The organism is Nocardia iowensis (assembly GCF_019222765.1).
GTDB classification, from domain to species: Bacteria; Actinomycetota; Actinomycetes; order Mycobacteriales; family Mycobacteriaceae; genus Nocardia; species Nocardia iowensis.
This window is the reverse complement of sequence record NZ_CP078145.1, coordinates 2,602,712-2,624,839: the sequence shown is the minus strand read 5'-3', so window position 1 is coordinate 2,624,839 and position 22,128 is coordinate 2,602,712. Positions and strand designations below refer to the sequence as shown.

Below are 22,128 nucleotides of genomic sequence, written 5' to 3'. Positions count from 1 at the left end.
GAACGCCCATGACTACACCGGAACCCACCGAGACGCACGTGACCGACCCGCTCTCGCTGCGCCGCACCCCGGCCAGGCCGACGACGATCCGCAGCACCTACCGGCTCCAGCTGCGCCCCGACACGCTGACCTTCGGCGACGCCCGCGCGATCGCCGAATACCTACAGCAGCTGGGCATTTCGCACCTGTACCTGTCACCGATCCTCACCGCGACGCACGGTTCCACGCACGGCTACGACGTCACCGACCCCACCACGGTGTCGGCCGCGCTCGGCGGCCCCCTCGGCCTCAAGGCGCTGTCCGACGAAGTGCGCAGTCGCGGTATGGGTTTGCTCGTCGACCTGGTGCCCAACCACGTCGGGGTGGCCGATCCGCGGCAGAACCCGTGGTGGTGGGATGTGCTGCGCAACGGCCGCGATTCCGCGTTCGCGCACTACTTCGACATCGACTGGAGCCCGGGCAACGGCGCGGGCGGGCGACTGGCCCTTCCGGTCCTGCAGAGCGACAACGACCCAGCGGCGCTCACCGTCGACCGGTCCGGCCCGGAACCCATGCTGGCGCTGCATGATCTGCGTTTCCCCATCGCACCGGGCACCGACGGCGACAACGCGCTGCGCATCCACGACAAGCAGCACTATCGCCTGGTGAGCTGGAAGGCGGGCGTGTGCACCTACCGCCGGTTCTTCGCGGTCAGCAGCCTCGCCGCGATCCGCCAGGAGGACCCTGAGGTCTTCGAGGCGACCCATCGCGAACTCGCCGCCTGGTGCGAGCACGACCTCATCGACGGCGTGCGGATCGACCACCCGGACGGATTGTCCTATCCCGCAGCCTATCTCGCGCGGGTGCGCAGGCTGATCGGCCCGCACCGGCTGCTGCTGGTGGAGAAGATCCTGGCCAACCGGGAGCCGCTGGACGCGACGCTGCCGGTCGACGGCACCACCGGCTACGACGCGCTCGCCGACTTCGGCGGCGTGCTCATCGACCCGGACGGCGAGCAAGCGCTGACCGAGCTGTCGAAGAAGGTGGCCGGTCACGGCAGCGACCGCGCCTGGATCGGCGAGACCGAACACCGGATCAAGCGGGCGGTCGCGGAAAGCATTCTGGCGCCCGAGGTCCGCCGCCTGGTCGCGGCGATCAAGCGGGACGCCGCCGCGGCGAGCTTCGACACCATGGCGATGACCAACGCCACCATCGAGGTGCTCGCCTTCATGCCGGTGTATCGGGCCGACTACGCGCCGCTGGCCAATATGATCGGCGCTGTCATCGCCGAGGTGGAAAAGCGCAACAGCGAACTCACCGCCCCGCTGGCGGTGCTGGTCACCGCGCTCGCCTCGGACGGCGAGGCCGCGGTGCGGTTCAGCCAGGTCTGCGGCGCGGTCACCGCGAAGGCGGTCGAGGACACCATGTTCTATCAGGCCGCCCGGCTGGTCTCCTTGCAGGAGGTCGGCGGCAACCCGGCCCGGTTCGGCCACTCGCTCAACGAGTTCCACCTGTCCAACAGTGAACGCGCGCAGCGCTGGCCCGCCACCATGACCACCCTGTCCACCCACGACACCAAGCGCGGCGAAGATGTGCGCGCCCGCATCGGCGTGCTCTCCCAGGCGGCCGACACCTGGGCGCAGAGTGTCGAATCCTGGGAGGAGACCACGCCGGGACCGGACGGTGCCACCACATTGTTCTTGTTGCAGAACATGTTCGGGGTGTGGCCCGCCGACGGCCGTCCAGCCGCCTCGGTCCCCGGCTTGCGGGAACGGCTGCATTTGTTCGCCGAGAAGTCGATTCGCGAGGCAGGCACCAAAACCTCCTGGGAGGAACCGGATGCCGACTTCGAGTCCGCCGTGCACAGCTGGATCGACGCGGTGATCGACGGCCCGGTCGGCTCCGAGCTCGGCGACCTGGTGCACGAGCTGGCCCCGCACGCGTGGTCGGACGCGTTGTCGCAGAAGTTGCTCCAACTCTGCGGACCCGGCATCCCGGACATCTACCAGGGCTGCGAGCTGTGGGAAGACACCCTTGTCGATCCCGACAACCGCCGCCCGGTGGACTTCGCGGTGCGCGCGGGCATGCTGCAATCACTCACCGGCACACCCGCTTTGGACACCACCGGCGCGGCGAAGATGTGGATCGTCGCGTACGCGCTATGGCTGCGCCGGGAGCGCCCCGACTGCTTTGTCGGCGGCACCTACCTGCCGCTGTTCGCCACTGGCGAGCAGGCGAGCAGGTTGGTGTCCTACGCCCGGGGCCGCCTCGGTGCGGCCCCGGAGGTGATCGTCGCGGCCACCCGACACAGCGTCGGTCTCGCCGAAACCGGCTGGGGTGATACGACTCTCGATCTCCCGCAGGGCAACTGGACGGACCGGCTCACCGGGCACACTTTCCAGGGCCGGGCTCGGCTGGAGAAGCTGTTCGCTCGGCTGCCCGTCGCCCTACTGGTGCGCTGAGACCCGGCTGACCTTCTCGAGCAGCTCCTCGGGGAACATGCCGCCGAGCCGCTCGCGCCACCGTTGCAGGTTCGGCGGATCGTAGTCGTCGGCCTCGTTGACCAGCGAGGCCAGTCGGACGCCCTGCTCGTGCCCGTTGGCCAGCTGCCGCCAGGAGTCCAGGTAGAACCGCTGGCTGCGCGGATTGCGCATGGTGCGCAGCAGGTTCAGGACGCGGTAGCCGACGCCGAGCGAGGGATGCCGAAGCATGTGCTTATCGCCCCAGGCCTTACAGCCCTCGGACAGCTGCTCCAACCGCTCCCGGTCGAAGGCGAGCCCGACCGACTCGGCCTCGCGCACCATCCAGTGCAGCGTGATGTCGGAGAGCCCGCATTCCTGGTATCCGCCACCAATATCGCTGTGCACCCCCTCGAACCACACCTGCTTGACCCGCTGGAATCCCCTGCGGTACTTCACCTTCGTTTCCACCGGCACCTCCCAGAGGCACGGCTCGAAATTGCGCCGCCGCTCGTCGATGGCCAGCGCCTGCCGGGCGCAGTGCACGGTCGGCGCGAGCTTGACGTCGTGGAACTTGTACCGCAGCGAGGTCACCCCGGGCACGCCGAGCGCGCCGACGGTGTCGAAGACACCAAGGAAGTCGATCTTGGGGACGTCCTGGTGACAATTTTCTTTGCGGAAGTCGGTCCACCGCTGCGGGATCGTGCCGTCGGCCGGTGGCACCTCCTGATGGATCGCCAGTGCTTCCGGATACTTCCCGCCGATCATGGCCTCCGGCGTGAGGATCCCGATGCGGTCGATCAGACCGGCCAGGCTGCGCGCGGTGAACGCGCCGCGGCTGAAGCCGAAGATGTAGATCTGGTCGCCCGGCTCCCAGTTCAGGGCCAGGTGCCAGTACGCGGACGACAGATTCGCCTCGAGTCCGAGCCCGAACGCGCCCCCCATCAGCCGGTCGGCGAGGAAGCCGCGGGCACCGGGCCCGGAAACATAGGTGACCCACTGCTGGATCATCTCCCCCGTCGGACCGGGCGCGTCGAACCGGATCGTCTGCGCGATCTTGATGATGTTCGATACCGTGCTGCTCGACTCTGCTTTCCAGGTGCCGTCACAACACACGACCAGGCGTTTCATGGCCCCCATCCTCCCGCCGGAATCCTGCTGAAACCCGCGTACTCGACTACTCGAATCATCGAGCACGCACGGGCCGACGTTAATGAAAAACGCCTATTTCAACAGGTAGCTGCTCCGGTGCGGGCCGGACGGGAACGCTTACAGCCAGGTCGGATCGCCGAACACGGCCCCGGAATCGTCGACCTCCGGCGATTTGAAATCGACGTAGGCGTACTGCCGGATGGTGACCGGGCCGGTGCAGGAGTTCACCTTGATGTGGAAATCGCGGAAGCTGAGGTAGACCAGCTTGCCCGGCACCATCTCCTTTTCCGCGATCGCGACCTCGCCGACGTCGCCGGGGGCGAGGTTCAGGGTGGCGACCGGGTCCGGGTTGAAGGCGGGCGTCTGGCTGATGATGACGTCGGGTGTCGCGCCGAGCGTGGTGGCGCCGATGGTCACCGCGCAGCCGACGTGGTAACCGATCCTGACCTTGCCCGCGGTCGCACCATCGACCCGGCCGTAGGCGATCGAACTGACCAGCGCTTCCCTGGTGGTCCCCATGAAGTTCAACGGCGGCAGCCGGTTGATGTACTCGTCCCTGCTGCCGACGGTGAACTTCTTCCCGCCGCCGCCCGGCGGGACGAACGACTTCTCGTGCGGCGGCATGCTGATGATCTCGGCGTCCACCGCTGGCGCGAAGGCAACCACGGACGCATAGGCCATGACGACGCCCGCCAGTGCCTTGACCGCCCTTTTCCCGTTCGACGCCATAGTCTCGAACCTTAGTAGCCGATCGCTATACATCCGGCTTACGACACGACGCGGGCCGCGAAGCGATCGCTGCCCCGGCAAGGGCTGAACGTTTGTCCAGCAGACCGCTACGGTGTGGGAATGCTCCATGGACGCGCAGCCGAACAAGCACACATCGATCGGCTTCTCGCGGCGGCCAGGGACGGCCGGAGCAGCGCGCTGGTGCTGCGCGGCGAACCGGGCATCGGCAAGACGGCGCTGCTGGATTATGCCGCCGCCCAAGGCGTTCCGACGGTGCGCAGCGCTGGCATCGAGTCCGAGGCCGAATTGCCGTTCGCCGGACTGCATCTGCTGGTACGTCCCGGCATGGCACTGCTGGACACGCTGCCCGAGCGACAGCGCGCGGCGTTGCGCGGCGCTTTCGGTCTGGCCCAACAGGATCCGGGCGATCGCATGCTGATCGGCCTGGCCGTGCTGTCGTTGCTGGCCGAGGAGGCGGCCGACGGGCCGCTGCTCTGCGTGATCGATGACGCGCACTGGCTCGACCGGGCGACCGCGGAAACCCTGCTGTTCGCGGCGCGACGCCTCGACTCGGAAGGCGTGGTGATGATTTTCGCGAGCCGGCCGGGCGCGGACGACTTTCCCGCACCCGGTCTGCCCGAGCTGATCCTGACCGGGCTGCCGCAGGAGGCGGCCGCCGCCATGGTGGACAGTCGGGACCCGGACCTGTCGCCGGTGCTGCGATATCGGCTGCTCAGCGAGGCGGGTGGCAATCCACTGGCCTTGCGGGAACTGCCCGCCGTGCTCGCGGCGGAATCGCCTGGGGCGGGGCCGAATCCGCTGCCGCTGACCCAACGACTCCAGGTCGCCTTCCACGGTCAGTCGAGCAGGCTGCCCGCGCGCACCCGATTGCTGCTGCTGGTCGCCGCCGCCGCGAGCACCGCCGAACTCGCCACCGTGCTGCGTGCTGGTGCCGACCTCGACGCGCACCTGCCCGATCTGCAACCCGCCGAAGACGCTGGGCTGGTGCACAGCGACGGGCGGACACTGACCTTCCGGCATCCGCTGTTGCGCTCGGCGGTCTACCAGGGTGCGCCGCTGGCCCAGCGCCTCGCCGTGCACCGCGCCCTCGCCGAGGCACTCACCGCGCCCGAGGACGCCGACCTGCGCGCCTGGCACCTGGCCTCGGCGGCGACCGGCCCGGACGACACCACCGCGGCCGCCCTGGAGGACACCGCCGACCGGGTACGCCAGCGCAGCGGATACCACGGCGCGGTCGCGGCCTACGAGCGCGCCGCCGGGCTGAGCACCAACGCGGCGGACCGGGTACGCAGGCTGGTGCTGGCCGCCGAGACCGCCGGGGAGACCGGCCTGCCCGACCTGGCCAGGCAACTGGCCGAACGCGCGGCCGCCCAGACGACCGATCCGCTGGTGCTTGCACGTCTCGACCTGGTCCGTGGCGTCGCGGAATTCGGTGCGGGCAAGCCACTTTCGGCGCATCGACTGTTGCTCGGCGCCGCGGCGGCGGTGCGCGAGTCCGAACCGTTGCGGGCGGCCCGCATCCTCATCCAGGCCGTGCACACCGCTTGGTATCTCGGTGCGCCGGAAGTGGCGGAAGTCGGTGCTGCGCTGACGGCGCTATCGCTGCCCGACACCAATCCGATGGCGCCCATCGCGCGATGCCTGGTCGCGTCGATGACCGGCAGGTACACCATCGATCTGCGGGTGGCCGCCGCCGCGGCCAGGGACGCGGGCGCGGACAGTCCCCGAGACCTGGTGCAGATGTGCGGGATGGGGTTCGTGGTCGGTCAGGACGATCAGGTCGCCGAGCTGGCGGCCGAGCTCATCGCCGAATGCCGCGAGCAAGGCAGGATCGCGCTGCTGCCCACGCTGCTGTTCTTCCGCGCCGAGGCCGAGGCATTCCTCGGTCGGCCTGGCGAGGGCCGCGTCGCCGCGACCGAAGGACTGCGGATCGCCACCGACCTCGGGCACAGCCAGTGGATCAGCCAGCTGTCGGCGTTCCTGGCGTATCTGGCCGCGTTGGAAGGGCGAGCGCAGGAATGCCGGGAAATGGTCGAGCGAGCACTAGCCGAGGAGTTCGGCGGCGGGGCGGCGCCCGGTGCTACCTGGACTCAGCTCGCTCTCGGTCTGCTGGACCTGGGGCTCGGCAAGGTCGACAGCGCGCTGGCCCGACTGGAACTGCTCACCGTGGAACCCGCGCGTCACCAGGTGGGCGGGCTCCGCGCGCTGCCCGAGCTGATCGAGGCGGCGGTCCGGCTCGGCGACCCGAACCGTGCGGGCGACGCGCTCGACCGGCTGACCGAGTGGGCCGCGAGCGCACGACAGGACTGGATCGAGGCGCTTGCCGCCCGCTGCCGCGCCCTCACCGCCCCTGACGTCGAGGCCGAACAGCATTTCCGCACGGCGCTGCGGCTCGGCGGCCGTCCGTTCGAACAGGCGAGAACCCAACTGCTGTACGGCGAATGGTTGCGCCGCAATCGCCGCAAGGCGGACGCGCGGACCCAGCTCTCGCCCGCGCTGGAAACCTTCGAACGCCTCGACGCGGGCCCGTGGGCGGAGCGAACCCGCACCGAACTCGGGGCGCTCGGCGTCGGCACGGCGGCCAAGCCCGCACACGGCGTGCTGGCCAGGCTGACGCCGCAGGAGCTACAGATCGTGCGGCTCGCCGCGCAGGGCATGTCCAATCGGGATATCGCGGCACAGCTGTTCCTGAGTCCGCGCACGGTCGGACATCACCTGTACAAGGCGTATCCGAAGCTGGGTGTGTTGTCGCGAGGTGAGCTCGCGGATTTGCCGCTCGACGCCGACTAGCGGCCGGTCCGGTCGTCCGCGCGACGCGCGACGGCCACTCCGACCAGCCAGCGGGTTGCGCCCACCGCGGCCGCGACCAGCACCGCAGTCTGCGGAGAACCGGTGATCAGGGCAAGGATCAGGCAGGTCACCAGCCCGGCGGCGAGCGCCTCCAGCTTGTAGACCGGCCACGCACTACCCGCGATGTCGATGGTCGCGGAGCGGGCCGACGGGTGAACAACTGCCATCCAGTAAGGATATACGCACTGCGAAGTTCGGGCTACCGAACTTTGTGTTGCCGGGAACACAGCCGATCCGCCTGACGTTCCGCAGATATGCCACTGACAGGAGAGTACGAACCGAGCGCGTCCGCCATGGCCCGCGAGCAGGTCGAGACGATCGAGAACTCCGGCGGCACCAAGGGCACCACGATGCAGGGCAAACCGGTCATCCTGCTCACCACCAAGGGAGCGAAGTCCGGCAAGCTGCGCAAGACCCCGCTGATGCGGGTGGAGCACGACGGGGAATACGCGGTGGTCGCCTCGTTGGGCGGCGCGCCGAAGAACCCAGTCTGGTACTACAACGTCAAGGCCGATCCACACGTCGAGTTGCGCGACGGCACCGTGGTCAAGGATTACACCGCACGCGAGGTCTTCGGTGACGAGCGCCAGCTGTGGTGGGACCGGGCCGTCGAGGTCTGGCCGGACTACGTGGAGTACACGAAGAAGACCGATCGCCAGATCCCGGTCTTCGTGCTGACCCCGCGATAACCAGCCTGTCACTGCTACCCGCCGCGTCCGCCCGACGCGGCGGGTGGCAGCATATTTCGGGTGTCCAATCCGCTTGATGTCATCGACGCACTGTCCGCTTCTCGTCCCGCGCTGAGCGCGGACGAGATCGACGCTGCCGCCAAGCGAATTGCCGACATTATCGAGCCGACTCCGCTGCAGCGCAGCGAGCGGCTATCGCGGCTCACCGGCGCGAACGTCTACCTCAAGCGCGAGGACCTGTCCGCGGTCCGCTCCTACAAGCTGCGCGGCGCCTACAACCTGGTAATGCAGTTGACCGAGAGCGAGCGCGCCGCAGGCGTGGTCGCGGCCAGCGCGGGCAATCACGCGCAGGGGGTGGCATTCGCCTGCCACGCGATGGGCATCAAGGGCCGCATCTACGTGCCGACCACCACCCCCAAACAGAAGCGCGACCGGATCCGGGTGCACGGCGGCGAGTTCGTGCAGCTGATCGCCGTCGGGGAAACCTACGATGCCGCCGCCGCGGCGGCCGCCGCCGATGTCGAGCGCACCGGCGCGACCATGGTGCCGCCGTTCGACGACGCGCGCACCGCGGCCGGGCAGGGCACCATCGCGCCGGAGATCCTGGAGCAGCTCGGCGGCTCGCCCGACCTGGTCGTTGTTCCGGTGGGCGGCGGCGGCTGCCTGGCCGGCGTCGGCACCTACCTGCGGGATCGGTCGCCGCGCACCGCGATCCTCGGCGTGGAACCGGCCGGCGCGGCCTCGATGACCGCGGCGCTGGTGGCCGGCGGGCCGGTGACGCTGCCGGAAATCGATCCGTTCGTGGACGGTGCCGCGGTGCGCCGGATCGGCCGGGTGCCGTTCGCGGCGATCGCCAAGTTCGGCGGCCGGGTGGTCTCGCACGCCTCGCTGCCGTTACTGACCACCACCGAATCACCCAGCGGCGCAAGCTCTTTCCGGATGATGCAGGTCGACGAGGGGGCGATCTGCACGACCATGCTCGACCTGTACCAGAACGAGGGCATCATCGCCGAACCCGCGGGCGCGCTCGCGGTCACCGCGCTCAGCGAGCTCGCGGTGGAGCCCGGCTCGACGGTGGTCTGTCTGGTCTCCGGCGGCAACAACGATGTGTCGCGCTACGGCGAGATCATCGAGCGCTCGCTGGTGCATCGCGGCCTGAAACACTATTTCCTGGTGGACTTTCCGCAGGAGCCGGGCGCGCTGCGGCGCTTCCTGGACGAGGTGCTCGGGCCGGACGACGACATCACCATGTTCGAGTACGTCAAGCGGAACAACCGCGAAACCGGTTCGGCGCTGGTCGGTATCGAGCTCGGGACCCCGGATGGGTTGGGCCCGTTGCTGGTACGGATGGACGAGTCGCCGATCCAGTGCGAGCGGTTGGAGCCGGGCTCGCCCGCGTACCGCTATCTGACCTGAGTCACGCCGCCGCCTCGCGCGTCTCCGCCATGGGGACGCGCTTGGTGGCGCGCAGGCAATTGAGCACGAGCGGTAGCAACCAGAACGCCGCCGACTGGTCGTAGGACAGTTGACCGGCTGAGAGCCGGTTGTGCACGAAGCCGACCGAAAGACCTAGTCGCGGTTCGGCCCAGCCGAAGGAACCGCCGAGACCGATGTGGCCGTATCCGGCTCGGGCGCCCGGCATCGGCAGCGAGTGGTAGCCGAGGCGCCACATCATGGGCGCGTAGAACAGGGCGCTGTCGAGCCGGTAGGTCTGAATTCGGCGGATTGCCTTGATAGTTCGCGGACTGAGGTACAGACGGCCCGCCGCCACACCATTGTTCGCGAGCGCGCCGTACATGGTGGCCAAAGCCGGCGCGGTACAGACACCGTTGCCCGCGCCCAGTTCGGTCCGCAGGATCGGCGGATCCTGCCCCTCCAGGATGGTCTCCAAGCCGGGCAGGAACAGGCAGCGCGTCGCGGCACCCAGGGCGCCGGGAATCAGGTGGCTGCGGCCCAACACCAATGAGCCGAGCGGTTTTCCGATCAAGCTCAGCTGCGAACCCGCCAGCGGGGCGTAGTTGGTGGGTGCGTGCGCGGGCGGGGTGCCGAGATGGATGCCGTCGACGCCGAGCGGCTCGGCGACCTCGGCGCGGAACAACTCCGCCAGCCCGCGCCCGGTGATCGCGCGAGCAAGCCCGCCCATCAGCCAGCCGTAGGTGAGTGCGTGATAGGCCGGAACGCCCAGCAGGCGATCGGGTTTCGCGGCGGCCAGGCGCTGCTCCATCAGCTGGTGATCGAGCACCTCGTCGAGGCCGGCGGCGATCGGAGCGAGGGCGGACAGACCCGCGCTGTGCGTCATCGCCTGCCGCACGGTGATTTTGTGCTTGCCGTTTGCGCCGAATTCGGGCCAGTACTCGGCGACCGGTGCGGTGTAGTCGAGCAGTCCGCGGTCGGCGAGGCGGTGGATGACGGTGGCGGTGACGCCTTTCGTCGCGGAGAAGATGATCGACCCGGTGTCCTGGGTCCACGGGGTGGTGCCCGCGGATCCGGTCCAGATGTCGAGCAATGGCTCGCCGTGCAGGTGCACCGCCAGCGCGCCGCCCGCACCGCGGCGGCGCCCGAAGGTCCTGGCGAAAGCGCGTACCAGTGGGGCGAATTCGGCGGTGGCGCTGCCACCCATCCCGGCAGGGATCGGCGCTAGATCCCCCGAAGCGTCGTTGCTCATGGTTCCACGGTAATAGCGTCCGTCACACCCGGCAATGGATCTGTCTCGGACAGCAGTTCGATCGTGACTTTCCCGCAATCGAATTCGGCGGCGGATGTGCGGATGTCAGTGACGGCGTGGCGACTCCGTTACCCGGTCCTCGAGGATCGCGAACGAGTATGCGGGAATTGTTGTCGCCGACGGCCCTTCAGTCGGCGGTTCCCACGACAGCAGCGAAAAACCGGTGATCGGCACCGTGACCTGGTCTTCGGACAGATTGCACACCAACTGCAATGGACCGCGGCGCAGCACGATCCAACCGGCCGCGGCGTCGTAGTCGACGGAAACGTGCGGGAGCCACGGGTCGGTGAGTTCCGGCCTTTCCCGGCGCATGGCCAGCAGCTTGCGGTAGCAAGAAAGTAGCCGATCATGGCGGGCTTCGTCGAGTTCGGCCCAGTTCAGCTTCGAGCGCAGGAACGTCGACGGGTCCTGCGGATCGGGGACGTCGTCGGTGTGCCAGCCGTGTTCGGCGAACTCGGCCTTGCGGCCGTCCGCGGTGGCGGCGGCGATCACCGGGTCGGTGTGCGAGGTGAAGAACAGGAAGGGGGTGCGGGCGCCCCACTCCTCCCCCATGAACAGCATGGGTGTGTACGGCGAGCACAGCACCAGTGCGGCTTTGATCGCCAGTTGTCCGTCGGTGAGGTAGGCGCTCGGGCGGTCGCCGATGGCGCGGTTGCCGATCTGATCGTGGTTGCAGGTGTAGGCGAGTAATGCGCTGGCCGGGGTGACCCTGGTGTCGATCGGGCGGCCGTGGGTGCGGCCGCGGAAGCTGGAAAACGTTGCGGCGTGAAAGAATCCGTGCGTCAGCGTGTGGGCGAGGCAGTGCAGTGAGCCGAAATCGGCGTAGTAGCCCTGCCGTTCGCCGGAGACCGCGGTGTGGATCGCGTGATGCAGGTCGTCGTTCCATTGCCCGGTCAGCCCGTAACCGCCTGCGGCGCGCGGGGTGATCACCGTGGGGTCGTTGAGGTCGCTTTCCGCGATCAGGGTGAGCGGCCTGCGCAGGTGGGCGGCGAGACGTGTTGTCTCGGTGGCGAGTTCGGTGAGCATATGGGTGGCGGTTCGGTCGACCAGGGCGTGTACGGCATCTAGGCGCAGCGCGTCGATGTGGAAGTCGCGCAGCCAGCGCAGCGCGTTGCCGATGATGTGCGCGCGCACCTCGTCCGAGTCGGGGCCGTCCAGGTTGAGGCTCTGCCCCCAGGTGTTGCGGCCGTCGGTGAGGTAGGGCGCGAAGCGGGGCAGGTAGTTGCCGGAGGGGCCGAGATGGTTGTAGACGACGTCGAGCGCGACCGCTAGCCCGCGCGCGTGGCAGGCGTCGACGAACCGCTGCAATCCGTCCGGCCCGCCGTAGGGTTCGTGCACCGCGTACCAGAGCACGCCGTCGTACCCCCAGTTGTGCGGCCCGTCGAACGCATTCACCGGCATCAGCTCGACCACGGTGACACCAAGGTCGACCAGGTGATCGAGCCGCTCGATCGCCGAGTCGAAGGTGCCTTCCATGGTGAAGGTGCCGACGTGCATCTCGTAATACACCGCCCCCGCCAACGGCCGCCCCGTCCACCCCGCGTCCGTCCACACCGACTGGTCGAGCCGATGCAGCGCCGACCGCCCGTGCACCCCGTCCGGCTGCCGCGCCGACCGCGGATCAGGCAGCACCGTCGGATCATCATCGAGCAAAAACCCATACCGCGCCCCCTCCGCGGCAGTAACCACCACCCGCCACCACCCACCCGCGGCCCGCTCCATCGGGTGAACAGCTCCATCCAGGTCCAACCGCACCCGCTCCGGCCGCGGCGCCCACACCTCGAACAAGGTCACCCCGCCAGCATTCCACGCCCGCCCGCGCCCCGGCCTCTACCCCGCGCCCGTTCTCGCAGCCCGCGCCCGGATTCCTCAGCAATTTCGTGCGCGGCACGCTGAATCGTGCGCGGCCAGCGGAACCACGCGCGGCCGGTAGCCGCAGCCGCGATTGGTGACCTATTCGCAGGGTCGTTGGCCGTGGCGGGGCGTCTGCGCGGGGAGTTGTGGCGCGGGTGGGTGGGGGGTGGGAGAGTGGGCGGGGTGGGTATTTATGGAGATCGGGTTGTGCCGCGGATCGTGGATGTTGCCTGTGGGATGCGGTTTAATGAGCCGCTGCGGGAGCGGGTGTGTGCGGGGTTGCGGGGGCGCGTTGTGGAGATCGGGTTCGGGTCGGGGCTGAATGTGCCGTTCTATCCGGACACGGTGGACAAGGTCAGTGCCGTCGAGCCTGCGGATCTCGGCTGGAAGCTGGCGAGTAAGCGGGTCGCCGCGTCGAAGGTGCCGATCGAGCGGGCCGGGCTGGATGGGCAGTCGCTTCCGTTCGCGGACAACACCTTCGACTCCGCCGTGTCGACCTGGACCATGTGCACCATCCCAGATGTTTCTACCGCCCTCGCCGAAGTCCGCCGCGTGCTCGCCCCCGGCGGCACCCTGCACTTCGTCGAGCACGGACTCGCTCCGGACCGGGGCGTACAGACATGGCAGAACCGCCTGAATCCGCTCCAAAAAACCCTGTGCGGCGGCTGCAATCTGAACCGCGACATCCGCGGCCTACTGACCACCGCCGGATTCGAAATCCAGGACATCGACATCTTCTACGGCGAAGACGCCCCCCGAGTCTTCGCCGCCCAATCCCTCGGCATCGCGGTCTCCCCGTAGACCGATTCCCGCAGCCCCTGCGGTAGTGACCACTCGGAATCTTCCCGCTGATCCTCCGGCCCCGTCGCCGCCCAACCCTGGCCAAGGCGCACCATGCGCACACCCTGGCCGCCGCGCAGAATCCTCTCGACGGTCGCCGTCAAATCCGCGATATCCGCAGACAGCCAACAACCGCCGAGTTCGAGATCCACAACCTCGGCCTGCTTCCCGCAGGTGACTCGTGTTGCCTTACGTCACGGAATGGCAAGCGCGAGCTTCAGCGCCGTGTTGACAGCCATGATCGTCGCTGGGGCTACCGTGCCCAGTAATTCTTTGAGTTCGTCACGACGCAATTGCTGCAGGTCGTCGACGACGATGTAGCCCACGAGCGGATCGCCGGTCGATAACGGGACCACCGTCGGCAAGCTCGCGTACTTGTCCGTCGGCGTGATACGCACCGCCAGCAGGCGCGGCAATTGCCGATTGCGCCGGTTGTTCGACACGATCAGCCACGGTTTGGGGCCGTGACCGATATCCGCGCGGTAGATCTGACCACGGGTTGCGGCGAGTGTCATCCCGGCATCACCTGATCGACGTCGTCGGCGTACCTGCGCACACGCTCCCGAGCTTCGGCTTCGTCGTGCACCTCCGGCCAGATCTCGGCGAGCTGCTGATATCCCTGGTCCAGCGCCTCGTCAATCAGCACCTGCGCGCCGATCGCCATCAACACGCGAATGACGGTTGCCTCGGAGGCGTCGGGGGCAAGGGAGTAACCGAGGTGGGCGGCGATGGATTCGAACAGCACCCACTCGGCCCCCTTCCGGTCACTGAGCGTCGCCAGCGTGCGTTCCTCTCGCTCGGTCAGGGTCAAGGTGGTTCGTCTGGTCATGCATCACATCGTACATCGATATCGATGCGCGATCAATCATCATGCAGTGATGCACCAGTTCGCATCACCAACTTTTGAAACGATCGGTTCAAAACTGTGCTAGCGTCGTTCGCATGGCACGACCGAGACAGTTCGACGAGGAGCAGGCGGTGGACGCCGCGATGCGGGCGTTCTGGAGCGCCGGTTACGAGGCGACCTCGACCCAGGATCTGTGCGATGCGACCGGATTGGGACGCAGCAGCATCTACAACACCTTCACCAGCAAGCACGATCTGTTCGAGCGGGCGTTGCGCCGGTACATGGCGACCAAGAACACCGCGACCTTCGCCTTGCTCGACGGCGACGACTCCGCGAAGTCGAAGATGCGGGCACTGCTGCGGCAGGTGGTCGACGCCCCGGATGCCGACCCGCTCGGCTGCCTGGTCGTCAACTCGATGATCGAACTCGCGCCCCGCGATCCAGAGGTGGCGGCGACGCTGCGCGCCGATCAGGAACTGCGGCTTGCCGCGCTCACGGCGGTACTCGAAAGCGGTAGGCGCGCAGGAGAAATCGACAAGGCCAAGGACGCCCGCGAGCTGGCACATTTCATGAACGCCACCATCGCGGGCATGCGCGTGGCGGCCCGCGGCGGCGCAGGCCGTGATGCGCTGGAAGCTGTCGCCACGACAGCACTGAACGCCCTCTGACCTACGCGACCCGAGACGACGGTCGCTTTTTCGTGAGCCAGTTTTGAACTGAATGATCCAAAACTAGAGAGGTACCCCGATGCCGTTCGCCGTCTACATCCTGGGCTTGTCCATTTTCGCCCAGGGCACCTCGGAGCTGATGCTTTCCGGCCTGCTCACCGAGCTGGCCGCCGACCTGGGCGTCTCCATTCCGCAAGCGGGACTGCTCATTTCGGCATTCGCGCTGGGCATGCTGATAGGTGCGCCGGTCCTCGCGGTCGCGACGCTGCGGTTCCCGCGACGCAACGCACTGCTCGCCTTTCTTGCGGTATTCGTCGGCGCGCACGTCGTCGGCGCACTGACTTCGGACTACTGGGTCCTGTTCGCCACCAGGGCGGTCGGCGCGTTCGTATACGCCGGATTCTGGTCGGTCGCGGCGACCACCGCCATCGGCCTGGTGCCCGCAAACGCGCGGGGTAAGGCGATGAGCATCGTCGCGGGCGGACTCACCATCGCCACCGTCGTCGGTCTGCCCGCGGGCACCGTGATCGGCCAGCACCTCGGCTGGCGCGCCGCCTTCTGGACCGTCGCGATCATGTCCGCGCTCGCCATGCTCGGTGTGCTCGCCAAGATCCCGGCGGGGCGGGCGACGACGACACCGGATCTGCGAAAGGAACTGCGCAGCATAAACAATCCGCGGCTGTGGCTGTCCTACAGCACCACCGCACTCGCCACCGCCGCACTGATGGTCAGCTTCGCCTACCTCGGTGCGCTGTTGTCGCAGACCACCGGCCTGACCGACGGCTGGATCCCGATCGTGCTGGTGGTGTACGGCGTCGGCAGCTTCCTCGGCATCGTCGTCGGCGGCCGCACCGCCGACGCCCACCCGATCCGCACGCTGTACGTCGGCATCACCGGCCTGATCATCACCTCGGTATTGCTCGCCCTCACCGCCGAGCACCCCGCCCCCGTCGTCGCACTCACCTTCCTGCTCGGCGCCTTCGGCTTCGGCACCAACCCCACCCTCAACAGCCGAGTCTTCAACTTGGCCGCCGATGGCCCAACCCTCGCTCCCGCGTTCAACGTCTCGTCCTTCAACGTCGGCATCACCCTTGGTCCCTGGCTCGGCGGCCTGGCCATCGGTGCCGACCTCGGCTACGCGTCGGTCGCCTGGATCGGCGCCGCCATCGGCCTCGCCGCCCTGGGCACAGTCACCTGGGAACAACTAATGAACCGCCGCCCCGCACCAACCCTCACCACCACCAAGCAACCCCAACTAGTCCACTGATTCCATGATCAACGGGACACGGTGGCGGCAAAGTCCGAGAAGACCCGCCATCGTGTCCCGTTGATCATGAACGCAGCTTTTGGGTGAAGGGGGCACCGGGAGGCTTGTCAGCTCGCATACTGGATGCGGAAGCGAGCCTGAACGGAAAAGGGGCCATACCAAGACTGGCTGGGCATTGCCCATGCAGGTTCGAATCCTGCCGCTTCCGCTACCTATCGAGGGACTCAGCCTGCCAGGCAGCCGGGTCCCAACAGTGCCTTCAGGTCGCCCATCAATGCCGAAGACGGCGAAACCCGCAGACTGTCATCGAGTTTCAGCAGTGTCGTCTTCTCCCGGGCACCCACGTGCCGGACGTGCACGTCGGCCGTGCCGGGATGCCGGGAGAGCACCCGCTTGAGTTCACCGATCTTGTCGGGCGTGCACATGCGGGTGGAGATGGTGACCGCGAGCGGCTTGGCGACGCCGATGGAGGACAGGTCCGGCACGGCGAGATCGTTGGCGATCAACGAGATCCGGTCGTCCCGCACCGAGACGCGGGCCTTCACCAGCACCACCGCATCCTCGACAACGTCCATGCCGTACACCGAGTAGGCCTGCGGGAAGAACAGCACCTCGATGCCACCGGCCAGATCTTCCAGCTGTGCCGATGCCCAGGCCAGGCCGTTCTTGTTGATCCGCCGGTTCACCGAGGCGAGAATGCCGCCGACGGTCACCTGGGTGCCGTCCTTGATGTCACCCTCGAGGATCGCCGGGATCTGCGTATCCGACTGCGCCGCAAGAACATGCTCGACACCGTTGAGTGGGTGCCCGGACACGTACAGGCCGAGCATCTCGCGCTCCAGCGCCAGCTTGTGCTTGGCCTCCCACTCGTCCTCGGGCACCTTCACGTTGAACACCGAGGACACCGACTCGTCGGCGTCCACCCCGCCGAACAGGTCGAACTGCCCGATCGCCTCGGCCTTCTTGGTGGACATCACCGCGTCGATGGCGTCGGAGTGGATGAGCAGCAGACCCTTGCGCGGATGCCCGAGCGAGTCGAATCCGCCTGCCTTGATGAGGGATTCGGTGACCTTCTTGGTGCAGGCGACCGCGTCGATCTTGTTCAGATAGTCGGAGAAGTCGGTGAACTTCGACTTCTCCTTGCGCGCGGCGATGATCGAGGACACCACGTTGGCGCCGACGTTGCGCACCGCGCCGAGGCCGAAGCGGATGTCCTTGCCGACCGAGGCGAAGTTCATCTCGGACTCGTTGACGTCCGGCGGCAGCACCGTGATGCCGAGGCGTCGGCAGTCCGACAGGTAGACCGCGGCCTTGTCCTTGTCGTCACCCACGGAGGTGAGCAGTCCGGCCATGTATTCGCCCGGATAGTTGGCCTTGAGGTAGGCGGTCCAGAACGAGACGAGGCCGTAGCCCGCGGCGTGCGATTTGTTGAACGCGTAGCCTGCGAACGGAAGGATGGTGTCCCACAGGGCTTTCACCGCGGCCGCGGAGAAGCCGTTGGCGGTCATGCCCGCGTGGAAGCCCTTGTATTCGGCCTCCAGGACCTCGAGCTTCTTCTTACCCATGGCCTTACGCAGCGCGTCGGCCTTGCCCATCGAGTAGCCGGCGACCTTCTGCGCGATGAACATGATCTGCTCTTGATAAACGATCAGGCCGTAGGTCTCCGAAAGGATGTCCTTCAGCGGTTCCTCGAGCTCCGGATGAATCGGCGTGATCGGCTGACGGCCGTTCTTGCGGTCGGCGTAGTCGTTGTGCGCGTTCATGCCCATCGGACCCGGGCGGTACAGCGCGAGCACCGCGACGATGTCGTTGAAGCCGGTCGGCTGCATGCGGCGCAGCAGGTCGCGCATGGGGCCACCGTCGAGCTGGAAGACGCCGAGCGTGTCACCGCGCGACAGCAATTCGTAGGTGGCCGGGTCGTCCAGTGGCAGATTGTCCAGGTCGAGGTCGATGCCGCGGTTGGCCTTGATGTTCTCCATCGCGTCACCGATGACGGTGAGGTTGCGCAGCCCGAGGAAGTCCATCTTCAGCAGGCCGATGGCCTCACACGACGGGTAGTCCCAGCCGGTGATGATGGCGCCGTCCTGGGCCCGCTTCCAGACCGGGATGGTGTCGGTCAGCGGTTCGGAGGACATGATCACCGCGCAGGCGTGCACGCCCGCATTACGGATCAGGCCCTCCAGGCCACGCGCCGTCTCGTAGATCTTCGCGACGTCCGGGTTGCTCGCGATGAGCTCGCGGACCTCGGCCGCTTCCTTGTAGCGCTCGTGATCCGGATCGGTGATGCCGGACACCGAGATGTCCTTGGCCATGATCGGCGGCGGCAGCGCCTTGGTGATCTGGTCGGCGATCGCGAAACCGGGCTGGCCGAACAGCACTCGCGCGGAGTCCTTGATGGCGGCCTTGGTCTTGATGGTGCCGAAGGTGATGACCTGGGCGACCCGGTCGCTGCCCCACTTCTCGGTGGCGTAGCGGACCATTTCACCGCGGCGGCGATCGTCGAAGTCGATATCGATATCGGGCGCGGACGGCCGCTCCGGATTCAGGAACCGCTCGAACAGCAGACCGTGCGGAATCGGGTCGATATTGGTGATGCCGAGCGCGTAGGCGACCAGCGAACCGGCCGCCGAACCACGGCCGGGACCGACCCGGATGCCGACCTCTTTAGCATGCGACACCAGGTCGCCGACGACGAGGAAGTAGGCGGGGAAGCCCTTCTGCTTGATGACGTCGAGCTCGAAGTAGGCACGGGTGTAGTACTCGTCGGGCACCCCGGCCGGGAAGCGGCGCGCGAGACCGCGCTCGACTTCCTTGCGCAGGAACGAATTCTGGTCCTCGCCCGCTGGCACCGGGAACACCGGCATCCGGTCGCGGAACGCCCACACATCGTCGTAGGACTGCACGCGTTCACCGATGGCCACGGTGTTGTCGCAGGCGCCGGGCACTTCGGCGTCCCAGATCGCGCGCATCTCCTCGGCCGACTTGAGGTAGTAGCCGTCACCGTCGAACTTGAAGCGGGTCGGGTCGCTGAGCGTCTTGCCGGTCTGAATACACAGCAGCGCTTCGTGATTGGTCGACTGGTCCTTGGTGACGTAGTGGCAGTCGTTCGTCGCGATCGGCGGGATGCCGAGCTTCTTGCCGATCTCCAGCAGTCCCTCACGGACCCGGCGTTCGATGGACAGCCCGTGGTCCATGATCTCCAGGAAGAAGTTTTCCTTCCCGAAGATCTCCTGCCACTTGGCCGCGGCCTCCAGTGCCTCGCGATCATGACCGAGGCGCAACCGGGTCTGTACCTCACCCGACGGGCAGCCGGTGGTGGCGATGATGCCCTCGGCGTACTGGGCGATGATCTCCTCGTCCATCCGCGCCCACTTGCCGAGCTGACCCTCCAGTGACGCCAGCGACGACAGCTTGAACAGGTTGCGCAGCCCGGTCGCGTTCTCGGCGACCATGGTCATGTGGGTGTAGGCGCCGGAGCCGGAGACGTCGTCGCCCTTCTGGCTCGGGTCACCCCACAGCACGCGCTTGGTGTCGAACCGGGAGGCGGGCGCGATGTAGGCCTCGATGCCGATGATCGGCTTGATGTCCGCCTTCTTCGCCGAGTTGTAGAACTCGGAGGCGCCGTACATATTGCCGTGGTCGGTCATCCCCACCGCGTTCATCCCCAGCCGTTTCGCCTCGGCGAACAGGGGCGAAATCTTAGCCGCACCGTCGAGCATGGAGTATTCGGTGTGGTTGTGCAGGTGAACGAACGATCCGGACGAGGCGGCCAAGACGGTCCTTCCTCCCAAGGTCTCGACGGGGGTTGGCTGGACCGATTCTAGGGGTCCCCACCGACTGGTTCGGACAGGCGCGCTGCGCCATCGCTGGTGTTCGGCGTGTCGGTGGCAAAGATCACCGGCGCGTCTCGCGACCCACCGTACTTGCGTCCGAATTCCGCTAGTAGAGGCGGGTCCCGGTTTCCCCGCTGGACGAATTTCGGCGCGGACCAATCGTTGTCGAGCGCTCCGCCCTCCGAGCCGGGAGCAAGCGGCAGCCGCGAGGACCGGCTGCGGGCAGGTAGGTGATTCCGCTGAATCGAAGGGGCGAATCGGGGGTATCAGCGCTCGAAAAGGAGCATAGTCACAGGCATACGACAGACGAGTGTTCCCAAACCTGCCGAGGTATTGATGAATTCGCTCAGAGCACTGTTCGCCATCCCCGCCGTACCCGCCGTCGCCGTGGCGGCCATGGTCGCCACCGCGGCTCCGGCCGCGGCCCAGATCGTCGACCCGTTCGAAAGTGTCTACTCGCTGACCCAGGGGCTCTGCGTCGCGCAGGTCAGCTCCTCGGTCGTCAGCAACGCCTATCCGGAGCACGCGGCATTCACCGTGGCGACCACCATGTACGGCGTCGGCGGCTGCAGCCTGCCGCTCACGCTGAACTGGCGAAACGTAGAAACCGGTGCGACAGGCACGTTCACGGTCACCGCGCAGGGCCCCGGATATTGGAGCAACAGCGGCCGTTCCGCACTGTTCCGCCCGGGCATCGGCCGGTTCACCGCCACGTTGACCGTCGGCGCCCCACACATCCCGGAACCGGGCTCGGCCGAGTTCCGGGTCGACCGCTACGAGGGATAAGGCGTACCTCCGCATCCGCTCCGGCCATGCGCGGCCTATGGACGGACTGACGTCCGGCAGCGCCCGATCTGGGTACGCGCTCCGTCCGGCAGCGCCCATCAGGCGAGAATCCGCGGCGGCACGACCCTCGGACGCGATAATCGGCGGATGAACGCACTCCCGGTGTGCCGGTTTTCGGGTCCGCGATGACGACGACGGTGGTCGCCCTCGTCGTCTCGGCGGCATTGATCGCCGGGGCCTTGGTGATCTGGCCGCGGACCCGCCGGGTGGTGACCACACCGGCCGAGCGGGCGGTGCATTCGGCGCTGCACACCGCGTCGCTGGCAGCGATTCCGTTGCGGCGCGGGCTCACCGACCAGTCGGCGCAGGAAGCTGCCCCGCACCTGCGGGCGCTCACCGGAGCCGAGGCGCTCGGCGTCGCCGATCCGGACGGCACGCTGCTCGCCTGGGACGGCCCGCACGCCGAACTCGCCGAGCACTTCACCGAGGCGGCCAAGCGCGCCGTCGCCGGTGAGCGGCCGGTGCTGGTCGCCGGGCCGGGCAGTGGCGAGCACGCGGGGCGGACCCTCATCGCGCAACCGCTGCTGATCGAAAGCAATGGGGTGGCCGGGGCGATCGGCGTGGTCACCACCGGTCAGCCGGGGCCGGGTTGGCTCGGCGCGGTGGCCGAGGTGGCCCGGTATGCCTGCGGCCAGCTCGAATTGGCCGAACTGGATGCCTCCCGGGCCCGGCTCGATCGGGCCGAGGTGCGGGCATTGCGGGCGCAGATCAGCCCGCACTTCATCTACAACGCGCTCAATACCATCGCCTCGTTCGTGCGTACCGACCCGGATCGAGCCCGCGAACTGATCCTCGAATTCGCCGACTTCACCCGCTACTCGTTCCGGGCGGCGGGCGAATTCACCGTGCTGGCCGACGAATTGCGCAATATCGAGCGCTATCTCGCGCTCGAACGCGCCCGCTTCGGCGACGCCCTCGACGTCCGCCTGCAAATCGCGCCCGAGGTCCTCGGCGTCGTCCTGCCCTTCCTCGCCCTGCAACCGCTGGTGGAGAACGCGGTCCGGCACGGTCTGGCAGGCGCCACCCGCGGCGGCACGGTGAGCATCACCGCCGCCGATGCGGGCATCGACTGCCTGATCAGCGTCGAAGACGACGGCGTCGGCATGGACCCCGAACTGCTCCGCTCCGGCGCCCTCGACGCCGTCGAAACCGGCAGCGGCCCCGCGAGTTCCGGCGAATCCGCGCACGTCGGCCTGGCCAATGTCGACGACCGCCTGCGCGCCGCCTTCGGCAACGACTACGGCCTAATCGTCGAAACCGCCCCCGGCGCAGGCACCAAGGTCTCCCTCCGTGTCCCCAAGTTCCGCGCGGGCATCCAGGCATAACCGAGGCGGAGTCGTGAGTGGCACATGGCTGCGGCAACCAGCGC

17 protein-coding genes and 1 tRNA gene are annotated in these 22,128 nt (G+C 67.7%); 10 read left to right on the top strand and 8 right to left on the bottom strand.

The features are described 5' to 3' along the window. Positions 1-8: 8 nt before the first annotated feature. Entirely contained in the window at positions 9-2,441 is a 2,433-nt protein-coding gene (gene treY / locus KV110_RS12040; RefSeq protein WP_218475956.1) for a malto-oligosyltrehalose synthase, read from the top strand. Here the strand turns inward: treY and KV110_RS12035 are convergent. Together KV110_RS12035 and KV110_RS12030 are read right to left on the bottom strand one after the other, a co-directional pair. Next, positions 2,427-3,569, bottom strand: a complete 1,143-nt coding sequence (locus tag KV110_RS12035) for a DUF2235 domain-containing protein (protein ID WP_218475954.1) — start codon at positions 3,567-3,569, stop codon at positions 2,427-2,429. The genes treY and KV110_RS12035 overlap by 15 nt on opposite strands. 138 nt (positions 3,570-3,707) lie before the next feature. Next, positions 3,708-4,319, bottom strand: a complete 612-nt coding sequence (locus KV110_RS12030) for an MspA family porin (RefSeq protein ID WP_246634482.1) — start codon at positions 4,317-4,319, stop codon at positions 3,708-3,710. A 120-nt stretch (positions 4,320-4,439) separates the two neighbouring features. Between KV110_RS12030 and KV110_RS12025 the strand changes: the two genes are divergently transcribed. Then, positions 4,440-7,130, top strand: a complete 2,691-nt coding sequence (locus tag KV110_RS12025; RefSeq protein ID WP_218475952.1) for a helix-turn-helix transcriptional regulator — start codon at positions 4,440-4,442, stop codon at positions 7,128-7,130. On the opposite strand, the gene KV110_RS12020 is transcribed toward KV110_RS12025, so the two are convergent. Continuing rightward, complete coding sequence (locus KV110_RS12020; RefSeq protein ID WP_218475950.1) at positions 7,127-7,357, bottom strand: hypothetical protein; 231 nt, start codon at positions 7,355-7,357, stop codon at positions 7,127-7,129. The genes KV110_RS12025 and KV110_RS12020 overlap by 4 nt on opposite strands. 87 nt (positions 7,358-7,444) lie before the next feature. Here KV110_RS12020 and KV110_RS12015 point away from each other — a divergent pair, with 87 nt between their 5' ends. Together KV110_RS12015 and ilvA are read left to right on the top strand one after the other, a co-directional pair. Next, on the top strand, positions 7,445-7,879 hold the full coding sequence (locus KV110_RS12015; RefSeq protein WP_218475949.1) for a nitroreductase family deazaflavin-dependent oxidoreductase: 435 nt from the start codon (positions 7,445-7,447) through the stop codon (positions 7,877-7,879). 60 nt (positions 7,880-7,939) lie between these two features. Then, the gene (gene ilvA / locus KV110_RS12010) at positions 7,940-9,295 is read left to right on the top strand and encodes a threonine ammonia-lyase IlvA (RefSeq protein WP_218475948.1); all 1,356 of its coding nucleotides are present in this window, start codon (positions 7,940-7,942) and stop codon (positions 9,293-9,295) included. Between the two features lies 1 nt (position 9,296). Here ilvA and KV110_RS12005 read toward each other — a convergent pair whose 3' ends face one another. Further along, positions 9,297-10,544, bottom strand: a complete 1,248-nt coding sequence (locus tag KV110_RS12005) for a serine hydrolase domain-containing protein (RefSeq protein ID WP_218475946.1) — start codon at positions 10,542-10,544, stop codon at positions 9,297-9,299. A gap of 105 nt (positions 10,545-10,649) precedes the next feature. Next, positions 10,650-12,398: a malto-oligosyltrehalose trehalohydrolase gene (gene treZ, locus KV110_RS12000; RefSeq protein ID WP_218475945.1), complete on the bottom strand. Its 1,749-nt coding sequence runs from the start codon at positions 12,396-12,398 to the stop codon at positions 10,650-10,652. Positions 12,399-12,641: 243 nt separating this feature from the next. Here treZ and KV110_RS11995 point away from each other — a divergent pair, with 243 nt between their 5' ends. Then, complete coding sequence (locus KV110_RS11995) at positions 12,642-13,259, top strand: class I SAM-dependent methyltransferase (protein WP_218475943.1); 618 nt, start codon at positions 12,642-12,644, stop codon at positions 13,257-13,259. A gap of 233 nt (positions 13,260-13,492) precedes the next feature. Here the strand turns inward: KV110_RS11995 and KV110_RS11990 are convergent, their stop codons facing one another. Both KV110_RS11990 and KV110_RS11985 read right to left on the bottom strand, forming a co-directional pair. Next, entirely contained in the window at positions 13,493-13,813 is a 321-nt protein-coding gene (locus KV110_RS11990; RefSeq protein WP_218475941.1) for a type II toxin-antitoxin system PemK/MazF family toxin, read from the bottom strand. Beyond that, the gene (locus KV110_RS11985) at positions 13,810-14,127 is read right to left on the bottom strand and encodes a hypothetical protein (protein ID WP_218475939.1); all 318 of its coding nucleotides are present in this window, start codon (positions 14,125-14,127) and stop codon (positions 13,810-13,812) included. Before KV110_RS11985 ends, KV110_RS11990 begins: the two co-directional genes overlap by 4 nt. Positions 14,128-14,240: 113 nt before the next feature. Here KV110_RS11985 and KV110_RS11980 point away from each other — a divergent pair, with 113 nt between their 5' ends. The 3 genes from KV110_RS11980 (at position 14,241) to KV110_RS11970 (ending at position 16,288) form a co-directional block, all read left to right on the top strand. Continuing rightward, complete coding sequence (locus tag KV110_RS11980) at positions 14,241-14,813, top strand: TetR/AcrR family transcriptional regulator (protein WP_218475937.1); 573 nt, start codon at positions 14,241-14,243, stop codon at positions 14,811-14,813. A 79-nt stretch (positions 14,814-14,892) separates the two neighbouring features. Next, complete coding sequence (locus KV110_RS11975) at positions 14,893-16,080, top strand: Cmx/CmrA family chloramphenicol efflux MFS transporter (protein WP_218475935.1); 1,188 nt, start codon at positions 14,893-14,895, stop codon at positions 16,078-16,080. A gap of 127 nt (positions 16,081-16,207) precedes the next feature. Continuing rightward, positions 16,208-16,288, top strand: a tRNA-OTHER gene (locus tag KV110_RS11970). A 16-nt stretch (positions 16,289-16,304) separates the two neighbouring features. Here KV110_RS11970 and dnaE read toward each other — a convergent pair. Next, a complete protein-coding gene (dnaE, locus tag KV110_RS11965) occupies positions 16,305-19,853 on the bottom strand; it encodes a DNA polymerase III subunit alpha (RefSeq protein WP_218475933.1) in 3,549 nt (1,182 codons plus the stop codon). A gap of 396 nt (positions 19,854-20,249) precedes the next feature. Between dnaE and KV110_RS11960 the strand changes: the two genes are divergently transcribed. Together KV110_RS11960 and KV110_RS11955 are read left to right on the top strand one after the other, a co-directional pair. Next, the gene (locus KV110_RS11960) at positions 20,250-20,699 is read left to right on the top strand and encodes a hypothetical protein (RefSeq protein ID WP_218475931.1); all 450 of its coding nucleotides are present in this window, start codon (positions 20,250-20,252) and stop codon (positions 20,697-20,699) included. A gap of 185 nt (positions 20,700-20,884) precedes the next feature. After that, positions 20,885-22,084: a sensor histidine kinase gene (locus KV110_RS11955; protein WP_218475930.1), complete on the top strand. Its 1,200-nt coding sequence runs from the start codon at positions 20,885-20,887 to the stop codon at positions 22,082-22,084. Positions 22,085-22,128: the final 44 nt, after the last annotated feature.